Source organism: Litoribrevibacter euphylliae (assembly GCF_042646085.1).
In the GTDB taxonomy this organism is placed as follows: domain Bacteria; phylum Pseudomonadota; class Gammaproteobacteria; order Pseudomonadales; family Litoribrevibacteraceae; genus Litoribrevibacter; species Litoribrevibacter euphylliae.
In genome coordinates this window covers 254,060-270,700 of the sequence record NZ_JBHRSZ010000001.1, presented here as the reverse complement: position 1 = coordinate 270,700, position 16,641 = coordinate 254,060, and the positions used below count along the sequence as shown (strand labels likewise).

Here is a 16,641-nt window from a genome sequence, read left to right as displayed (position 1 = left end):
TGTGGAAACAGTACCTATGAACAGAACTATAAGAGACGCCCCGTAATTAGTTAAATTAATCATTTTAAACTATCATTAATTTTTCTTATCAGTTAATTAACAGTCACATACAACGCATGAAAATCAATCTCAGCCTGTTTGAAACCCTGTCTGCAATTATTGAAGAACAAAGCTTTGAAGGCGCCGCAGAAAAGCTCTGTCTAACTCAATCCGCCATTTCACAACGACTGAGACAACTGGAAAGCACACTGGGGCAAACACTTATCATACGCTCGACGCCATTGGTTCTGACCGACGCCGGTCACTCGGCATTACGTTATTTTCAACAAGCAAAACTACTTCAGGACGAATATTTAGAATCGGTTAATCAAACGACCAGTGAACACTGCACCCTACATTTGGGCGTTAACGCAGACAGTTTAGCCACTTGGTTGTTTGATGCCTTAGATGAGTTGCTACAAAAAGATAATGTCCTGTTACACGTTAAAGTGGATGATCAGGACAAAACCCGGGAGTTAATGACCACGGGAGAAGTGATGGGGTGCATCAGTTCCGACTCTGTTCCGATTAAAGGCTGTAATTGTTTTTATCTCGGCACCATGACCTATCGTTGCTTAGTTTCCCCAGCGTTTAAGTCTCAATATTTCAGCAGTTCTCCTAAAAAAGAGGAATTAATCCAAGCCCCGGCCATTCAGTTTAACCATAAGGACGATCTGCAAAAAAACTTTATGGAACGTTACTTCAACACCTCTGACATTGGCGTAAAACATCGAATTCCTTCAACGGAGTCTTATATGGATTTAATTCGACGAGGTTATGGCTGGGGCATGATACCTGACGTTCAAAGCCAACCGTTGCTGGACTCTAACGAGCTGACCGAACTTATCCCAGGACATACCCTAGAGATTCCACTCTACTGGCACATCTGGAATTTAAAGACCCAACTAAATCAAAAACTAACGGATCACATTCGTAACTTTGCAGAACAAGTATTAGATTAATCGTGCGACTCTCATCTGATCTGAAACAGTCCATCTGATCTGCATACTCCTCAAAACAAAAAGCCCTGAGTATGGATGCACTCAGGGCTTTTTGATGTAAACAGAAGCTACTCGATAGCAAGTAGCCTGTTTATAAGAACATTAAATGATATAACCACGCTCATCATGCTCACGTAGATCAAGACCTTCTGTTTCAGTGTCTTTATCTACACGCAATCCAATCACTAGGTCGATCACTTTCAGTAGGATGTATGAGATCACTGCGGTATAAACAAAGGTTGCAATAATACCAACCAGTTGCACACCAACTTGCTCACCCATGCTAGTAATACCATCTGCGAAACCTTGGCCACTGAACACACCTAGTTCAGTAGACGCAAAGATACCCGCCATAAACGTACCTAAAATACCGCCCACACCGTGCACTGGGAAAACATCCAACGAGTCATCAATCTTCAAGCCATTTTTGATCCAAGCAGTCATGAAGTAACATACGATACCTGCAGTGAAACCAATAATCACAGCACCACCAGGCCCTACGAAACCAGACGCAGGAGTAATCGTACCTAGACCCGCAACCATACCCGTCACAATACCAAGCACTGATGGCTTACCGTGGCGAATCCATTCAATAATCATCCACGCCAAAGAACCACAGGCTGCAGAAATGTGTGTTACCAGCATAGCCATACCTGCATCGCCGTTTGCTGCCAATGCACTACCGGCGTTGAAGCCAAACCAGCCAACCCAAAGCATGCCAGCACCAGTCACCGTCATCGTTAAGTTATGCGGAGGCATCGGAGTTTTACCGTAACCGTTACGATTACCCAAAACCATCGCGGCAACTAGCGCACCAACACCCGCTGTAATGTGAACAACCGTACCGCCAGCGAAATCCAGAAGGCCCATTTCAGCCAACCAGCCGCCGCCCCATACCCAGTGGGTAACAGGCACATACACAACCAATAACCAAACGGCACTGAAAATTAACATTGCAGAGAACTTCATACGTTCAGCAAACGCACCCACCATAAGCGCAGGCGTAATAATGGCGAAGGTCATCTGGAACATCACAAACACGGACTCAGGGATATCACCAGACAGAGTATTTTCCTGTACACCCGCTAGAAATACATTGCTAAGACCACCAATCCAGCTATTCAAGCTTCCACCATCGGTAAAGGCCATGGTGTAACCCACCAACATCCACAGTAACGAAGCAACACAGGCAATCGCAAAACATTGCATCAATACCGACAACACGTTTTTAACGCGAACCAAACCAGCATAGAAAAGTGATAGGCCAGGTAAGGTCATCATCAACACCAAAGCCGTAGACGTTAAAATCCAAGCTGTGTTTGCACCGTTCAATTCATCTGCCAAGGCAATAGAAGGTAATAATCCTGCACCAATAATGAGCAGAAGTTGTTTAACAAGTTTCAATGGTCTTCCCCTAAATAACTTCAGTTCTTAAGTTAGGTATTAAAAATACTCAGAGTTAAAGTGCAGCGTCATCCAACTCACCAGTACGAATGCGAACAACTCGCTCAAGATCTGCAACAAAGATCTTTCCGTCACCAATTTTGTTGGTATTTGCTGAATTAACGATGGCATCAATTACGGTGTCTACCTGATCATCAGATACAGCGACTTGTAATTTGACCTTAGGAACAAAGTCAATGATGTACTCCGCACCACGGTAAAGTTCGGTATGACCTTTCTGACGGCCAAATCCCTTTACTTCTTCAACGGTTAAACCTTGAACACCAACCTCTGCCAAGGCTTCACGCACATCATCCAACTTGAAGGGTTTGATAATTGCAGTTACTAGCTTCATGCCTCCCCCATAGAGTGCACTTATTGTTTATTTATAATAAAAAGCTTCTTTATGGGGCATTCAAGAATAAGGCCAACTTCTTAGAAGTCAGTGAGAATGGGAAATATACGTTTTTATCGACCCAATTAAGCGCACAAATAAGCCTCATTAAGAGGCATAAATACAAATTACGCACCAAATATAAGCACAAATGAAACATAAACAGAACCAAAGAGGTGCGCTAATCGATATCAGAGTCAGCCTTGTTAGACATCAATTCAGACCCCATCATCAGCATACGGAGCTGCATGATCATTTCTTCACCAATCAGTTTTTTCTGTGCTTTTGACTGATCCAAGGCATCCGCCCCTAAGTTAAACACGATCGTCACCATAGCATGCGCAACTAGATCATGACGGAACAATGTCTGACTACGCATCTTAGCCTGAGCATCCAAATACTCTGTTAATTCGGAAACAAAATGTTCAATTTCACGTTGAATAGCCTGTCTTAATTCAGAAGAGATACCGGCTTTTTCTCGAAGCAATAAACGAAACAGGTTGGGATTGGAATGCAGAAATTCCAGAAAGGTTTCGACGGACGTTCTAATTGCGGTTCCACCGTTCTGAGCAATACGTTTACGAGCCTTACGCATCAGCTGACGAAGTGACACACCGGCTTCATCCACCAACGCCAGCCCTAACTCATCGAGATCTTGGAAATGCCTATAAAAAGAAGTGGGAGCAATTCCCGCTTCACGAGCAACTTCACGCAAACTTAAATTAGAAAACGCCTTATCTTGGCCAATCTGCTTTAACGCAGCTTCCATGATGGCTCTACGAGTTTTTTCCTTTTGCTCAGCTCGAATTGACATAGTACTTCCAACATTGAGGGATCAGAGAATCGATTAGCCTTCCAAAGAGTTTGAAAAAGGCAAGCGTGAAATTGTATGCTGGTTTGCAAAGAACAACAAACAAGACCTTTTAAATGATGCGATTATTACTGACCTTTCTATTGCTAACCAAACTTAACTTTTGTCTCGCAGAAGATGAAGCAGAGCAAAACAAAATAGATACGAATCAAGATACATCTGAAATTTCAGAACAACAAAAGAACGAAATATCTGAAAAAAGTATTGAGCAACTCAATCTTCTTTTTAATAAGACTTACAACAAATCAGAGCCTGAACTAATAGAAACGGGCACAATCACTCCATTTGGCGCCATTGTAAGCACAACAGGTAAAGTGAACCTAATTCGAATAAACAAAGAAGCGGGGGCTACACCTGAAAAAATGGTAAGAGCAATTCAGTCAACTATGATTGGTCTAGCTAAAAAGAAAGAAATATTTGCTTCCGCAGTTTATTACATGACAGAAAATCTCGAAACAACAGATGGAAACTACAAAAGAGCCATTATTGGCCGATTAGAACACGCTTCTGGAGTATCACTTGCTATTGCAACAAGCATAATAATTAACGCCAACTCTGTAAATTACTCACCACCTGTTACAACTACAATTTCTTCAGAAGTTTTTTACTGGGCTCACCAAACTAAAGTTAGAAATAAACAATAACTCAACTATAGATCTCAATTACCTCAAAATAGGCGCCTCCGGCGTACATGAATATTGATATTTATTAGTATTCATATACCCTTTTAATTACCTTAACAAAAAATAACAAAAAACGAAGGAACGCTCTATGACTAGCTACTTTAAAAGAGCTGGGCTCTCCCTCACGCTCTTAAGCTTGCCTATTACCTCTTATGCCGACCTTACTCCTCTAAATGATGAGTTCTTAGGTGATACAGTAGGTCAATCAGGCATCTCAATAGAATTAGAAACCAAAGTAAATATCGGTGAATTCAGGTATACCGACGAAGGCAGCATTGCGCTAGACAATGTACAATTTGGCGGTGCTAATAAAAACACTTTCTTTGGTCGAACTATTAGTTCAATTAATCCGACTGATAAACTCGATGATATGCGAATCGATATTGATTCCAACAGCAATGGTGACCTGTTAATTAATATGGGAGCAACGTCAACCTGTATAGGTTGTGTTGGAACATCCCCGGTAGACTTTGGATTGTCATTTGACTCAGTTCGATTAGTTAGCCAGGACAACCAGGTATCAACGACTATAATCCAAGATTTCAGCATGACAGGTTACTTTACTGCGGCCTATATGCAGATTAAGAATACTGGTAATACAGGCCAGATCAATGCAAAAATATCTTTTGCTATTGATGATATAGATATGTCTATCCCAACTCTCGGTATGTCCATTGAAGACATGTACATAGCCGGAAGTGGTTTCCATGAAGATCAAGAATTAGGTTTCTTTGATATTGCTAACAGTGGTGCTGTTGCTCGATTAACTATTGAAGCAGTGGATGGATACTCTACAGGAGCTACCACATCTGATGATGTATTGAGCATATCGCTTTATGGTAATGGAGGAGAAAATACTCCTTTTGAAGCTGATATGGGCTTTGGAAATATTAATATAGGCAACGCCTCTATTGGCAGTGTTACCATTGATGATCTAAAGCTACATGGAACCAAGCTTCACGTATTCGGCCATTAAACATATAAATAATAAGTTGTTAAGGTAAAACCCGCTTCGGCGGGTTTTTTATTGGATAGAACTCTTCAAATTAACAAGACACTAATCCAACTCAACAACATTAATATACTGCACTTCCTCGAAGCTGGTTGAAGAAACCACTTCTTCTTCGAAGGCGTACTCTTGCTTCTCACCACTACGATCAATTTTCAGATCAGAGAAGTTATAAAGCGCCGAATCGGCCAGCTGAGTCGGGCTGACATTCTGAATGGATTTGAAAATATTATAGATTCGTCCAGGTTGCTCTTTTTCCCAACCAGATAACATTCCTTTAATCGCTTGGCGTTGAAGATTTTCCTGAGAGCCACACAAGTTACATGGAATGATTGGGTATTCTTTGTATTCAGCGAAACGAATCAAATCCTTTTCACGGCAATATGAAAGCGGACGAATCACAATATTACGCTGATCATCTGAACGCAGTTTCGGCGGCATTGCGCTCAAGTTCGCACCATGGAACATGTTCAGGAACAAGGTCTCAACGATGTCATCCATGTGATGGCCAAGTGCAATTTTTGTCGCGCCAATCTTTTCGGCAAACGAGTATAAAGTTCCGCGACGTAAACGAGAACACAGACCACAAGTCGTTTTCCCTTCAGGAATCTTTGATTTCACTACCGAGTAAGTATCTTTATCAATGATGTAATAAGGCACATTGATCGATTCAAAATAATTCGGCAGTACATCTTCAGGAAAGCCCGGTTGTTTCTGATCGAGATTAACCGCAATCACTTCAAAATCAATCGGTGCAGACGCCTTCAGACTCAGAAGAATATCAAGCATGGCGAAGGAGTCTTTACCACCACTGATACAAGCCATTACAACATCATTTTCTTCAATCATGTTGTAGTCGTTAATCGCTCTTCCAACGTTCGCTCGAAGATTTTTTTGTAGCTTGTTGTATTCAAGCTTGGCTTTCTTTGGATCAGTCTGAGTCATATCTGGGCTTCAATAAGAATAAGAGTTAAGGGTCTAAGTACTAGCCCCTAGAAAAGTGGCCATATTTTATACGTCTTCCTAACAAACTCAAGGAATCAACTCATTTCTCAAACATCCAGATAATCAAAGGCAGCAATGAACCAACACTTTCTTTACGAGGCTATAACAGATACCGTACCCAATTCTCATCATAAAACGGATGGAGCTGTTTTGTCTGTCGACCAATCTTTTTGGAATCAAAAACGCATACAAGAGTTAATGCAAACCATTGATGCAATTCTGGATCACCATCCAGAAGGGTTGAGCCTTTACGAGTTAATTAAAACGCTCAGCAGCCCAGACATTGCTTTTTTTGATGAACGTCCACTGGCCGAGCCCCAAGGCCTTTTCCAAACGAACTTTGTCGTGATGAATGCACTGTATCAGCTCAACAAAGACAAGCCTAATCATCACTATGAAATCCACTCACTCAAGGTTTGCAAGCATCCAAACCAAAGCAATTCACATTCAACAGACATTACAGAAGTAGATCCGTTAGAAATCTATTATTTAGATTGGGCCAATTTCAATCAGTCTGAGCAAGAGATCAACGAGCTAATCAACCATTTCTGGGAACGAATGTTAGTCATTGACTTTGAGGATGGGGATTTACAAACGCTGGATTTGATCAAGCCGGTGACCTTGGCTGAAATCAAACAGCAATATCGGAAATTAAGCCAGCAGCATCACCCCGATAAAGGCGGTGATGCTGAGTACTTTGTGGAAATTCAGCAAGCCTATACACGGCTTACTAACAGGTGAGAAATTATTGATGAGCTCGATTCTCTATCAACTTATCAACCACCGACGGATCGGCCAGAGTCGAGGTATCCCCCATATTCTCCAACTCGTTGCAGGCGATCTTACGCAGAATACGACGCATGATTTTTCCTGAGCGAGTCTTTGGTACGGCTGGTGCCCACTGAATGATATCAGGCACCGCAATGCCGCCAATTTCAGAGCGAACAAAGTCTTTCAATTCCTGAATCAGCTCATCTGTTTCTTCGTGCCCTTTTTTCAGCGTCACATAAGCATAAATGCCCTGCCCTTTGATGTCGTGAGGGTATCCAACTACTGCGGCCTCAGAAGTCGCCGGATGAGCCACTAGAGCACTTTCGACTTCCGCCGTGCCCATACGATGGCCTGACACATTTAAGACATCATCCACTCGCCCGGTGATCCAGTAATAATTATCTTCATCACGACGAGCACCGTCTCCAGAGAAGTAATAGCCTTTATAGGTGGAGAAATAGGTTTCGATAAAACGCTGATGATCGCCATAGACCGTTCGCATTTGACCCGGCCAACTGTCTTTCATCACCAGATTCCCTTCGCAGACACCGTCCAAAAGATTGCCTTCATTATCAACAATGGCCGGTTGAACACCAAAGAAAGGACGGGTGGCAGAACCCGGTTTGACCGGAGTAGCGCCAGGCAACGGCGTAATTAGCACTCCGCCGGTTTCTGTCTGCCACCAAGTATCGACAATTGTACAATGCTCCTCACCTACCACATGGTAATACCATTCCCACGCCTCGGGGTTGATGGGTTCTCCCACCGTCCCCAACAATCGTAAACTCTTACGAGAGGTGGACTTCACTGGTTCATCACCAGCCTGCATCAACGCACGAATAGCCGTTGGCGCGGTATAGAAGACATTCACCTGATGTTTATCGACCACTTGCCAGCAGCGTGAGACATCCGGGTAATTTGGAACCCCTTCAAACATTAGAGTCACGGCACCGTTTGCCAACGGGCCATAGACGATGTAGCTGTGACCGGTAATCCAACCCACATCCGCCGTACACCAATAAATATCACCCTCTTGATAATCGAAGATGTATTCATGGGTCATCGAAGCATAAACCAAGTAACCACCACAAGTGTGCATTACGCCTTTGGGTTTACCCGTCGAACCAGAGGTATACAAAATGAATAATGGATCTTCAGCGCTCATTTCTTCTGCTGGGCAGTCATCCGATGCTGCTTCGGTAATCTCGTGATACCAAACGTCTCGACCTTCCGTCCACTCAATGTCGCCCTTTGTTCTTTCATAGACAACAACGGTTTTCACCGTTGCTGCACCCGGCTTGGACAGTGCTTCGTCCACATTGTTTTTAAGTGGAATCGTCTTACCACCACGAACGCCTTCATCCGCAGTAATAATGCAATTGGACTGACAGTCTTCAACCCGACCCGCGATCGACTCGGGGGAGAAACCACCAAAGATGACCGAGTGAATAGCGCCGATACGCGCACACGCCAACATTGCCACCGCAGCTTCAACCACCATTGGCATGTAAATAGTAACGACATCGCCTTTCTTAATGCCTCGAGCTTTCAGCGCATTCGCTAAACGACATACCTTATGGTAGAGCTCACGATAGGTGACTTTGGCATCCTGAGTTGGATCATCACCTTCCCAAATAATTGCCGTTTGATCGCCTTTGATTTCAAGGTGACGATCCAGACAGCTAACGGTTGGGTTCAGTGTTCCGTCATAAAACCATTTGATATGAACATCGTCATGAGCATAAGACACATCTTTAATTTTGCTGTAAGGCTTCATCCAATCAATGCGTTTCCCATGTTCTGCCCAAAAAGCTTCAGGGTCATCAATGGAGGCTTGATACATGGCCTTATATTGATCTTCATTTAATAACGCACGTTCAGAAAAGTAATCATTCACTGGGTAAGTTTTGATTTCACTCATCAGAGTCCCTTCCTAATGTTGTTTGAAACAAACGCTCCATACAGAAGATTCTTTGTGAAAGAAGTAGAGCGTCTTTGTTGTTTTTATTTTTAGTAAAGTATTTTGGAACAGCCAAACCATACACTATTCGACTAGGAAAAACCTGCTAATGTCTTTAGGTTTTCCCGACAGATTGTATTCAAAGATTCCCTACGCAACCGCCTTGGATAACCACACTTGTACTTGGCGATTTAACTCTTCTTTACGCACGGGTTTAGCAATAAAGTCATTCATACCCGAGCTGATGCACCGCTCTTGATCATACTTCAAGGCATTGGCGGTGATAGCAATGATAGGGGTTTCAGGCAAATCCTGTTCACGTTCAAACTGCCGGAAAGCTTGTGTCACTTCATAGCCATTCATTTTTGGCATTTGCACATCCATCAACACCAAGTCGTACCTGTTGTCTTGTAGCAATGACAAGGCCATTTCACCATCGATAGCCACGGTTACCTCATGTCCCCATTTGGACAGCATGGTTTTAGCAACTTTGAGGTTAACGGCATTATCTTCCACCAACAGAATTTTACCCAATCGTGGCGTATGCTCAGAGGCATCCAAAAGCAAAGCACTATTATCTTCAGGCGAATATGCCACCGTCCAAATGAAGACCATTTCAAAACAGGAACCATGGCCAGGTTGACTCTCCGCATGAATCGAACCGCGCATCATATCGACCAAACGTTTAGTGATCGACAGCCCCAAGCCGGTACCACCAAATCGACGCGTGGTTGAACCATCGGCCTGACTGAATGCATCAAAGATCCCCATCAACTTGTCAGCCGAGATGCCAATCCCGGTATCGATGACCTTGATCTTAAACTTTACAATATCGAGATCTCGATCCAACTCCAGGCACTCAGAAACGACTTTTACTTCGCCCTCTTCGGTAAATTTGATGGCATTCCCGATGAGGTTCATAAGGACTTGTCTAAGCCGTAATGAATCGGCTTCTACAAAGTTCGGAATCTTAGGATCAAACGAGGCCACCAGATTTAAGTTCTTCTCAAGCGCCGTACCTCTTAATAAATTCACCACAGAAGTGATGACTTGGTTAATGTCAGTAGGCTCTTGATGCAGCACCATCTTACCGGCTTCAATCTTTGAGAGATCGAGAATGTCATTAATTAAGGACAGCAATCCCTGACCGGATTCATTAATTTGTTCGACATAAGAGGTCTGCTCTTCAGTGAGGTTGGTATCCTCCAGAATTTGAGCCATGCCCAACATACCATTCAGAGGCGTACGAATTTCATGACTCATGTTGGCTAAAAAATCGGATTTGGCCCGATTGGCAATTTCGGCTTGTTTCTTGGCATGCTCTAATTGCCACGCCGACTCTTGTAATGAACTGGTTCGCTCATTCACTTTCGATTCTAAGTTTTTCTTGTTTTCTTCCACTTCACGATAAGCAGCATGAATATTCGCAACCATGGAATTAAAATTTTGATACAGAGTTGAAATCTCGTCTTTGCCTTCATAATGCAAGTTAACGTGCCATTTACCTTGTCCGATATGTTCACTTACCTGACTCAATGCCCGAATCGGCCGAACAATAAAGAAATCCATGATCAGATAAATCAACAAATACGAGGCCGCGAGCACGATGGCACCAACAATAAGCAACATCATTCCATGTTTCTGATCAAACATGGTTTTGGTATGATCATCCAGCACCGACACCAACCACAATTGATTGTGGAGACTCTCGGTTTTAACCAAGGCATCGTGCAAATGATCGGGCATTTTGGTCAGATGTGCATTTTGATCCACTTCATTATGAATTGCACTCTGTTGACTGTTCAGACAATCCAGTCCGAATTCATGATTCGAATGAGAGAAGTACTGAATGGTTTCACCATCGTTGCCACATAGCAGCATGTGAACACCATTGGTTTGGGAGTGTTTACGTAGTTGAGGATACAATTCATCTAACAACACACCAAAGAACAAGGTATAGCGTTCAGTTTCATTCAGCCAAATATTCTTTGCTTTCAGGATGAAATACTGCCCGGTTTCTTTATTAAAAAAGTTCAGAGACTGCAGCATCTCATCCTGAGTTACTTTTTGATGCAAAACATCCAGCCGCAGTTGAGATAAAGGACTGTTCTGCGATCTGGCCAGCACCTTTCCGTTATCGTTCATGATCAACAGTAAGCTTAACGAAGGAAAAAGAGACACCGCACGAGAAAAGCGCTCAGACAATTGATCTGACAAATTGGAGAACTGCTGTGAATTTATTTTCCCCAGAAACATGTTCAGGCTAGTATCATCAGCAAAAAACTGGAGCTTCAGCTCTACTTCCCGGTCCAACTTTTCAATAGAAAGCATGGCTTCATGAGATATAGAATCCAGTTGCGCACTTCTGACTTCATCCACTTGCTCATGCAAATGATCCAGCGACACCTTACCTACCAATAACAAAGGCAAGATCACCAGAGGCATTAATATAAGTGCAAGCTTAAATCGCAATGGCATAAATGGATTCTCAGCAAAGACAAAAAACTACAGCTATTGTGTTCCGTCTAGGGAAGCTCTAATTGTATAATTATTCTTTTTAACTCGTATTTAGCTTAAGGCGCAACATGTCCCTCGATCATGCACACCAACAACTCGAACAAATCTTAACCATCCCAGAGCTTGAAGAAGATGCATTGGATTACATGGGCTGTTTAGGTGCGTTAGCCGCATTTGTCATTACGCCAAAAGATATAGATACCAAAAGTATCACCGATCACATTCTGGATGAAGCCGTAAATGCGCTTAATGAAGACCAGAACAGCCAACTTAACCAAGCCATTGAAACTCTGCTGGAAGATTTAAAAGTCCAACTTGAGGGTGAAGAAGGTGTAGAACTTCCTTGGATGTCCGAGGAAGACGACGACGATGCCATCATTTCATGGGCCGCAGGGTTTGTCGAAGTGGTCTTTGAATACGAAGACTTATGGCTAAACAGCAAATTTGAAGAAGACGCGACTCAACTACTGATGCCGATCTTTGCCATCTCAGGCATTCTCGAAGAAGAAACCCAGGATATTACGGCCAATGATCAATTAATCAGTCAGTGGATTGATGAAATTCCCGAGTTACTGATTGATCTATTCTTACTGTTCCGTGTTATTGAAGATAAAAAAGCGCCACCCAAGAACGTTTACGGTGCACGCAAAAACTCTCAGAAAAAGCGTGGAGCACGCGGCAAAAAGCCTAATAAATAATCATTAGATTCAATGCAGATTTCGACTTCTATAAAAGCGCTGAAGAAAGTCGGTGCATTAGAGGTTGAATCTGGCTTTTACTGACGCGCCTCCATTAAAGAACTCCACTGACTGGCATAAGTAACGAATCAATCCCAAGCCACGTCCATGACTGAGAGAATCATTGGCAGGCCGTGTGGTCACTTCGGCTACATTAAACCCATCTCCTGAATCCGACAACACCAGATCCAGAGTCGCTTGTCCCATATCCGAATAAAGATGAGCTTCCAGATGAATCCAGTCCGAAGCACTTAATTCAAACAATCGCTCAGCACGCAGCTGCTCATACTCACCCAAACCTTCGACACTGTCTTTGAGCTCCGAGCGCAGCTTTAAAATCCCGTGTTCCAAGGAGTTACTGTACATCTCGTTTAACACCAACCTCAGTAAGTCCTTTCGCACCGCCTCACTAAAGAAAGGCTCAACCATAGCAACGATGGAATCGACGCACCTTAGATCCGCCAATTGCTCACCCTCAAAGCGCCATTGCATGGTACAAGGCGCAATTTTATGCTCCACCGATTCTTCAGCTACCGGCTCGTCAGCCCACTCCACATGACCGAAATTAAGCTCCACCAGCGACACATCATCGTATTCTTGTTCCACATCGCAGAAGGCTTTCCAATTCTCAATGATGCCACGTAGGCCTCGGTCTGAGTTACCTTTGACTGCCGACACTAAGCTATCAATCCCGTACATATCACCGTCTGAAGACACCGCTTCGGTAATACCATCGGTGTAAGCATAAAGCGTATCGCTCGACTCCACCGCCATTACCTTCACATCGTCTTCAAAATCATTATCGCCCACCATTCCCAAAGGCAAATGCAAGGGTTCAAGGATTTTAATATCCACGTCTTGATCATTTTCCGACTTCGACGAAGCCAACAAAATATCAGGTAATCCCCCTTGCCAAAGGGTCAATTGTTGGCCAGTTTTATTGATTTCCAAAACAGCCGCTGCACAAAACATGTGACTGGGTAAGATTGACCACAATTCCCGATTGATCTCTCTGGCAATGTCACTCACCGCCTCGCCTTTGGCGGACATGTGGAAAAAGATTTGAGAGGTAGGAATCGCACCAATTGCGGCAGGCAAGCCATGCCCGGTGAAATCACCTAACAGCAAATACAAACCACCGGACGGGCTCCGGTTATAAAGGAATAAGTCACCACTGAACACAGACGCCGAAGACAGGTAGTGTGAAAGATTAGTGCAGTGGTTCGGGTTCTTTTCCATCACGTTGGAAAACACCCGTTGGGCCATTAACTGTTCTTGCTGGATACGGCTGTTATGAAAGGTTAACGCATCATTTTTATCGTTGAGCTGCTTATAGAGTACTGCCACACGACGGTGCGCCCGGATTTTCGCCTTAAGAATCACTTCATTAAAGGGTTTGGTGAGAAAGTCTTCACCGTCATCCAAACAACGGGACAAAGATTCAAGGTCGGTTTTAGCGGTCAGAAAGATGATCGGAATATGGCGATTGCCCGCTTGTTCTTTGATTTTACGAGCCGCTTCGTAGCCATCAATACCCGGCATCATGATGTCCATCAGAATCAGATCCGGCTGTTCATCCAGATAGAGCTGAATGGCTTGCTCACCATCGGTAGCCATTCGATATTGATAACCTTCATCTTCGAGAATGAAGCTCAGCAGTGTGCGATTGATTTCCTGATCGTCCACAACCAAAACCTTCATCCGGATCTCCTTATACGCCTTGCCACAAGTTTTGACTTCTTCCGTCGATAATAGGAATCAAGCATTAACGGACTTGTATTCATTGTCAACTTCAATAGACTGGAACACTCTGAAATGGATAGCCACTTGAATACGATGGTGAAACACCTAGAAAACCGAAAACACCCTATCCTGCACTGGAGCCTACTGATTATTGGCTGGCTCTCCGTGATTCTTGGCGTACTTGGTATTTTCCTGCCGATTCTGCCAACCACACCGTTCTTATTATTAGCTGCGGCTTGTTTTGCCCGAACCTCGGAAAAGTTTTATCAGTGGCTGATCACACATCCTAAATTAGGCACCTACATCGCAGCTTACATTGATGGCAAAGGTCTTCCGTTCAAAGCCAAATGCTACACCTCAGCCTTGATGATCGGCATGATGTCGTTAAGTGCCTATTTAGTAAAACCACCGGTGTGGGTCATGATTGCTATGGCCCTGATTGCGCTTGGTGTGACCTGTTATTTATTCCGCCTGCCAACGCTTGAGCTAACAGACGCGGACGATAAAAACTCCTACGATAAAAACGCGTAAAAGCTGTTAAATCAGCTGTCGTTCACCGTAGAGATTGGCGTACAAGCCACCTTTTTCAACTAAGGTTTGGTGATCACCCTCTTCACACACTCGCCCTTCATGGAAGACAAAAATCCGATCTGCTTGTTTCACGGCACTGAGTCGGTGAGCAATAATGATGGTCGTTCTGCCCTTTAGGAATTCGGATAAAGCCTCATGCAAGTTGGCTTCAGTTTCGGTATCCAATGCTGAGGTTGATTCATCCAGAATCACCACTTTAGGGTTCATCAAGACCATTCGAGCAATGGCCAGTCGTTGTCGTTGACCACCAGATAAGCGCACACCGTTCCGACCTACGACGGTATCTAATTGTTCAGGCAACTGACGAACCACGTCATCCAACTGTGCCACCTCCAAGGCTTGCCATAATTGCTCGTCGCTGTAATCCACCCCCATATCAAGATTCATACGAACCGTTGCATTAAACAGCGCAGGACTTTGAATCACAGTGCACACGTTTTCGCGAATCGATGACCATCCAATGTCTTGGGCACTTACGCCATCAAAACGAATATCCCCGGACGCCAACGGATACATGCCGGTTAGCAATTGCACCAAGGTCGACTTACCGCCGCCACTGGCCCCCACAAAGGCAACACGCTCTCCGGCCTCAATAGATAACGTCACCTGATTTAATACCGGCTTATCACGATGATAACCAAAACTGGCGTTTTCCACCTCAACACGCACTCCGTGAGCCTGTTTATTACCCTCGTTAGACGCAGACACAAGCGGGAAGGGATTCGCGCGGGATTCGATTTGCGGCTCGGTTTCAAGATCAAAGCTGGTATTGATGCGTTGCAGCGCCGCCTTGGCACTGTAGTATGCGTACTGCATGTTCAGAATTTCTTGCACAGGCCCCATCATGAACCACAGATAACCGAACACCGCAAACATCTGGCCAATGGATAAGTCCGAGAAAATCACCATCAACATGGAGATCATTCGGAACATATCAAAACCAATCAGAAAGACATTGAAGCTAAAACGAGTGGCTGCATCCGAACGCCACTCAAAGGCAATGGATTTATTCTTCACCGAATCCGCGAGGTCTCGAATTCGATCGTAATAAAACTGTTCACGATTGACGATACGGATCTGATGTACCACATCCAAGGTTTCAGTCAACGCTTGCTGAAAAGCTTCGTACGCAGTGTTTTCCCGCTTCTTCAGTTTCTTAACCTGTTTCCCCAAAATCATGGTGCAGTAGATCACCACAGGGTTAAGAAATAAGATAAACAACGCCAACTGCCAGTGCATCCACAACAAGATCACCGCTGTGCCTATGATGGTCAATACGGCCACCAGCAAACGGCTGACCGAGACACTGACAAAACGATCAATGGTATCCAAGTCCGTCACAAATCGGCTGGCAATCCCACCACTGCCTATGGATTCATACTCACGCATTGACACCAATTTTAACTGTTTCAATAAACGCATCCGCATTCGGAAAATGAGGTCTTTGGAAACGATGGTGAGTTGGCGACTTTGCCACACATTCAACAACATACTGGCAATGCGCAGCACCACGCTTAACAAAGTCATTGCAACGATATAACCTGCGGCTGAATGAAAAGAATCAGGCAACATCCATTGCAACACGGCCACCGCTTGCGCGGGTTGGTTCAACAACACCTCATCCACCAGCACAGGTAAAAGCAATGGTAACGGCACTGCAATTACAGTCGCTAAAATAGCAATGATGTGGGCGTAAATGATCTCTTTACGATGCTTTAATAAAAGGCGTTTAAAAAATTCAGAACCAAACTTTTTAAGGGGACGATCTGCTGACGTACTCAAGAATAACTACTCAAATCTGATGACAAAGATCGCGACATTATCGCTAATTATTCTCATTTAGGCGACCTTAAAATAGATCAAGGGAACCTTAGGAC

Annotated in this window: 14 protein-coding genes; 6 read left to right on the top strand and 8 right to left on the bottom strand. The window is 43.9% G+C overall.

What is annotated here, in order from left to right; all coding sequences use genetic code 11:
* Nucleotides 1–116: 116 nt before the first annotated feature.
* Nucleotides 117–1,001 (top strand): LysR family transcriptional regulator ArgP, encoded by an 885-nt coding sequence (locus tag ACFOEK_RS01085; RefSeq protein WP_386714872.1) that lies wholly within the window; start codon nt 117–119, stop codon nt 999–1,001.
* A 141-nt stretch (nt 1,002–1,142) separates the two neighbouring features.
* Here the strand turns inward: ACFOEK_RS01085 and ACFOEK_RS01080 are convergent, their stop codons facing one another.
* The 3 genes from ACFOEK_RS01080 to fabR form a co-directional block, all read right to left on the bottom strand.
* Complete coding sequence (locus ACFOEK_RS01080) at nt 1,143–2,444, bottom strand: ammonium transporter (protein WP_386714870.1); 1,302 nt, start codon at nt 2,442–2,444, stop codon at nt 1,143–1,145.
* 55 nt (nt 2,445–2,499) lie between these two features.
* Nucleotides 2,500–2,838, bottom strand: coding sequence for a P-II family nitrogen regulator (gene glnK / locus ACFOEK_RS01075; RefSeq protein ID WP_386714867.1), 339 nt, complete (start codon nt 2,836–2,838; stop codon nt 2,500–2,502).
* A 220-nt stretch (nt 2,839–3,058) separates the two neighbouring features.
* A complete protein-coding gene (gene fabR, locus ACFOEK_RS01070) occupies nt 3,059–3,691 on the bottom strand; it encodes an HTH-type transcriptional repressor FabR (RefSeq protein ID WP_386714864.1) in 633 nt (210 codons plus the stop codon).
* Between the two features lie 113 nt (nt 3,692–3,804).
* On the opposite strand from fabR, the gene ACFOEK_RS01065 reads away from it, so the two are divergent.
* Both ACFOEK_RS01065 and ACFOEK_RS01060 read left to right on the top strand, forming a co-directional pair.
* The gene (locus ACFOEK_RS01065; protein WP_386714861.1) at nt 3,805–4,392 is read left to right on the top strand and encodes a hypothetical protein; all 588 of its coding nucleotides are present in this window, start codon (nt 3,805–3,807) and stop codon (nt 4,390–4,392) included.
* Nucleotides 4,393–4,519: 127 nt separating this feature from the next.
* Nucleotides 4,520–5,407 (top strand): DUF6160 family protein, encoded by an 888-nt coding sequence (locus ACFOEK_RS01060; protein WP_386714858.1) that lies wholly within the window; start codon nt 4,520–4,522, stop codon nt 5,405–5,407.
* Between the two features lie 81 nt (nt 5,408–5,488).
* Here the strand turns inward: ACFOEK_RS01060 and ttcA are convergent, their stop codons facing one another.
* Nucleotides 5,489–6,385, bottom strand: coding sequence for a tRNA 2-thiocytidine(32) synthetase TtcA (ttcA, locus tag ACFOEK_RS01055; protein ID WP_386714855.1), 897 nt, complete (start codon nt 6,383–6,385; stop codon nt 5,489–5,491).
* Between the two features lie 210 nt (nt 6,386–6,595).
* On the opposite strand from ttcA, the gene ACFOEK_RS01050 reads away from it, so the two are divergent.
* Nucleotides 6,596–7,186 carry a DNA-J related domain-containing protein gene (locus tag ACFOEK_RS01050; RefSeq protein ID WP_386714852.1) on the top strand — a complete coding sequence of 197 codons (591 nt, stop codon included), beginning with the start codon at nt 6,596–6,598 and terminating at the stop codon, nt 7,184–7,186.
* A 4-nt stretch (nt 7,187–7,190) separates the two neighbouring features.
* Here the strand turns inward: ACFOEK_RS01050 and acs are convergent, their stop codons facing one another.
* On the bottom strand, nt 7,191–9,137 hold the full coding sequence (gene acs / locus ACFOEK_RS01045; protein WP_386714850.1) for an acetate--CoA ligase: 1,947 nt from the start codon (nt 9,135–9,137) through the stop codon (nt 7,191–7,193).
* A 189-nt stretch (nt 9,138–9,326) separates the two neighbouring features.
* Entirely contained in the window at nt 9,327–11,654 is a 2,328-nt protein-coding gene (locus tag ACFOEK_RS01040; protein WP_386714847.1) for a response regulator, read from the bottom strand.
* 107 nt (nt 11,655–11,761) lie between these two features.
* Between ACFOEK_RS01040 and ACFOEK_RS01035 the strand changes: the two genes are divergently transcribed.
* Entirely contained in the window at nt 11,762–12,391 is a 630-nt protein-coding gene (locus tag ACFOEK_RS01035; RefSeq protein ID WP_386714844.1) for a YecA/YgfB family protein, read from the top strand.
* Nucleotides 12,392–12,448: 57 nt separating this feature from the next.
* Here ACFOEK_RS01035 and ACFOEK_RS01030 read toward each other — a convergent pair whose 3' ends face one another.
* Entirely contained in the window at nt 12,449–14,131 is a 1,683-nt protein-coding gene (locus tag ACFOEK_RS01030) for a SpoIIE family protein phosphatase (protein ID WP_386714841.1), read from the bottom strand.
* A gap of 114 nt (nt 14,132–14,245) precedes the next feature.
* Between ACFOEK_RS01030 and ACFOEK_RS01025 the strand changes: the two genes are divergently transcribed.
* A complete protein-coding gene (locus ACFOEK_RS01025; protein ID WP_386714838.1) occupies nt 14,246–14,704 on the top strand; it encodes a YbaN family protein in 459 nt (152 codons plus the stop codon).
* A gap of 6 nt (nt 14,705–14,710) precedes the next feature.
* Here ACFOEK_RS01025 and ACFOEK_RS01020 read toward each other — a convergent pair whose 3' ends face one another.
* Nucleotides 14,711–16,546, bottom strand: coding sequence for an ABC transporter ATP-binding protein (locus tag ACFOEK_RS01020; protein ID WP_386714835.1), 1,836 nt, complete (start codon nt 16,544–16,546; stop codon nt 14,711–14,713).
* Nucleotides 16,547–16,641 lie beyond the last annotated feature (95 nt).